General features: G+C 38.6%; 3 protein-coding genes and 1 pseudogene. 1 reads left to right on the top strand and 3 read right to left on the bottom strand.

What is annotated here, in order from left to right; all coding sequences use genetic code 11:
• A partial coding sequence (locus ACEW80_RS23830; RefSeq protein WP_373528966.1) for an XRE family transcriptional regulator occupies positions 1 to 364 on the top strand: 364 nt, incomplete at its 5' end.
• A gap of 466 nt (positions 365 to 830) precedes the next feature.
• Here the strand turns inward: ACEW80_RS23830 and ACEW80_RS23825 are convergent.
• The 3 genes and pseudogenes from ACEW80_RS23825 to ACEW80_RS23815 all read right to left on the bottom strand — a co-directional run.
• Entirely contained in the window at positions 831 to 1949 is a 1119-nt protein-coding gene (locus ACEW80_RS23825; protein WP_373528965.1) for a ParB/RepB/Spo0J family partition protein, read from the bottom strand.
• Positions 1949 to 2734 carry a ParA family protein gene (locus tag ACEW80_RS23820; RefSeq protein WP_373528964.1) on the bottom strand — a complete coding sequence of 262 codons (786 nt, stop codon included), beginning with the start codon at positions 2732 to 2734 and terminating at the stop codon, positions 1949 to 1951. Before ACEW80_RS23820 ends, ACEW80_RS23825 begins: the two co-directional genes overlap by 1 nt.
• 229 nt (positions 2735 to 2963) lie before the next feature.
• A pseudogene (locus tag ACEW80_RS23815) lies at positions 2964 to 3223 on the bottom strand (AAA family ATPase); the annotation flags it as partial.

Raw genomic sequence — 3223 nt, 5'->3', positions numbered from 1 at the left:
TGTAACAGAGGAAACTTCTCTTTACCAGCAACTATTTGACGAGATGTTCGATAGGTTCAACCTTTCGGCAAAGATTGTAGCAAAGCAAGCTGGAGTTTCAGAGGTGCTAATTTCTAGATTTCGTAAGGGAAAGGCTGACTTAGGAACTAGAAAGTTTCTAGCATTGTTAGGGGCTGTTCCTATAGAAGCACGGGAGTGGTATTTGTCTCAGCTGCTTGGGGCAAAGCCAAGTGTAAGCCTGCAAAAGCTTGTATCTGCTGCCTCTGCTGTAGAAAGAGTTGAAATCATTAATTTAATTGCCCATTCTTTCCTAGAAGATCGAAAAACTACTGGGACAAGTGAATTGATATCATCAGCAGTATGATCCATAGTAATCCCATGATATGAATGAATATAAGGGATATTAATGGACTTGTTGCTTGCCCGTATCCAATTTTAAAGCGATGTGATTGGATAATCTCCATGTTCGTCAGTCCAAAATACTTGCGTCGTAAAGGTTTTGTGTGGAGATAGTCAAATGCTTTGAGGTGCAAACTCATGATTAACCAATCAACACTATTAACTTTATTTAGTTGAGTAATTGGTGTATCCCTAATAACTTTGTAAAGATTTTAGAGACGCCCAATTTAAAGTGCGATTTTGATAAGATATGGGGTTTGGCAAACCTCGTATAACCTAATCTACTTTACCTTCTGGTAAGCCGTCCTCTGGGTATCTACGGGTACGCTACATGAACGCCAACGCCTTTTCGTTTGTAAAAATACTCACCCGTAGTTGCTTGGGGGTAACTAAACTGTGGCCTAAGCGATCGCTCTTTTTGCCCCAAAAACTTATTCCATTAACTTACCAATTTCGTTTAATTTCTGTGACAAAATTCCTTGTAGAGATTGAAGTTGTTCACGACTAGCATTAGCTAAAGTTATCTCAGATAATCCACTACTGATTTTTTGAATAATTACTTTTAGTTCTTTCGATTCAGATTGTTCTGGTGTTAAATACTTAGCTTTAATGTCCTTAATTAAATCGCGTGTCTCAGGTACAGTTAAATTTTCTTTTAATACCTGCTCTGTTGCTTTTATTCGTTCTATAGCTGCTTCTTGTTCGGAAATTTTCAATATTTTTGATGACAATGTTGCTAATGCCAATGCGTGAGCGCCTTTCAGTTCTTGATGACGAATTGCTCTTTTTAAATCTTCTGGCAAAGATAACATTGGTAAAAGATTGGACTTAACAGAAGCAGGATTCAACCCAAATTCTAAGAACACTAAAAATAAAGCTTGCTCCTCGTTAATAATACCCAGTACTTCTAAACCTTGTTGTTGCTCCTCACTACTAGCAATTAATAATTTTGTTAATTCCTTGACTTGATTATTACGTTCAAGCCGCTTAAGTACAGCACCAAGAGTTGTAGCAACCTCATCAATTTCTAAACCAGTTGATTTGGTGATCTCTTTAAATATTGCTTCTGCCTTATCGAGTGGATTTAAATCTTCAAAACCTAAAAAAGTCAATAACGATGATTGGTCTAAATCCTGTGGCTGAGGTACGATTAATGCCCGAATAGTCTTCCATCCTAATAGCTTCGCTCCTGACCAACGTAACTGTCCGTCTAAGAGCATATAACGACCGTTATCTTGAGTCACTAAAATTACTGGTGTAATCTGCCCATGTTTTTTTAGTAATCTCGCTTTTGCCTGAATAGACTCTTGTGTAATTGTTTGTCTCGGCTGGTTAGGGTTAGGGTCAATTAAACCTGTATCAATGGCAATCTCACCTGTTTGCGTTTGCAATTGCTCGCGCAGTTTGGCGATTTCTGTCTCTAATTCTGGTGATTGCGATGCACGTAATCTTTCTACTTCAGCTTGTAAATCCGTAATTTTTTGTTCTTGATCGGTTTTCTGTACTGCCCCTTTAAATTTATCGCCTATCTGCGGTAATCCTTTTGCCATTAGTTTTCCTTAATTAATGCAATTACATCATCAACAACTAATTTGAAATCTTTGCAAGCAGGATGCTTGGGACGATATTTGTGCAATGGTAATCCATAGGCACTAGCATTTTTAAACTCGTTAGAACTCCGAATTTTTGGATATAACTTTATCCCTAATCTCTCAGCAATTGCAGGTAACTGTGCCAGGTATTGCCTGTGCATAGCTACTACTCCGTTATACATACTGGGAACAAACCCTAAAATTGGTGGACGTGGTTCAAGTTGTAACTCGTCACTTGTGGAAATACACCATTCAACTAACTCTGCCGAACCAGAAATAGCTTTCATCTCTAACTGTACTGGAACCAAAACATGAGTAGCAGCAGCTAAAGCATTGACATTTAGCATACCCAAAGTTGCAGGACAGTCCAAAATAATTAAGTTATGAGGTAATGAATATTTATTTAGTTTGTCCGCTAAACTGTATTCTCCACGTTTTCTGATAACCAATTCATTAGCTATTTCAGCCAACAAGGGATGTCCTTGACACACCTCAACTTTGGAATCCCAAACTGGTACTAATGACCAATCACCTTTAAAATCCTTAGAAAGTAACTCTACTGTAGTTAAATTTGCTTCGGCTGGTGACAAACCACAAAATACGTCCAATGAACGTTGTGGGTCTAAATCTAACATAGCTACGCTATAACCCCGTTTACTTACTTCATAGGCAATATGTGTGCTAATGGTAGACTTACCTACTCCACCAGCATTAGCCAGAAGTGCGAGAACTATCTGTTTCATAAAAATTGCTCAAACTTAGTCGCAGTATATCAATGATTTGTCGAATTTTGAAATCCGACAAACATAAGTTCGAGAATTTTAATAAATGTCGGATTTTAAAATCCGACACTAGCTGGAGTCCAAAAATTACATTAGGCTAACTGAGGCTAGACTTTTTGGCGATTCGAGAAGCTCCCTAATTTATTTGTGGTGGACAAGCCTCTAGCTCATTTTTTTGTCGCCAAATTGATCACCCAAATAACTCCCGATGGTGATAAGCAAATCGAGAAACATCCAGACTGGCCACAGGTTTAGCATAAATAGCCTGGTTGCGAATAGCCTGTATCTGTTCTGACTCTCGCTCCATAGCTGGTGTGAATTCTTGTCGCTGTTTCAGCAAATCCTCAAACTCAATTTCCCCAGGTCTACCTTGATAAAAAGCCGACTCAGCACAACGACGGACTGCATTACCAATTTCTGCTGGACTGCAAATGCGATATTCAGCCAACA

Source organism: Nostoc sp., from assembly GCF_041747015.1.
In the GTDB taxonomy this organism is placed as follows: domain Bacteria; phylum Cyanobacteriota; class Cyanobacteriia; order Cyanobacteriales; family Nostocaceae; genus Nostoc.
This window is presented reverse-complemented; position numbering and strand designations above follow the sequence as displayed.

Coding starts and splice junctions, on each gene's coding strand:
- ACEW80_RS23825 (WP_373528965.1), bottom strand. CDS start 1,949: ATGGCAAAAGGATTACCGCAGATAGGCGATAAATTTAAAGGGGCAGTA.
- ACEW80_RS23820 (WP_373528964.1), bottom strand. CDS start 2,734: ATGAAACAGATAGTTCTCGCACTTCTGGCTAATGCTGGTGGAGTAGGT.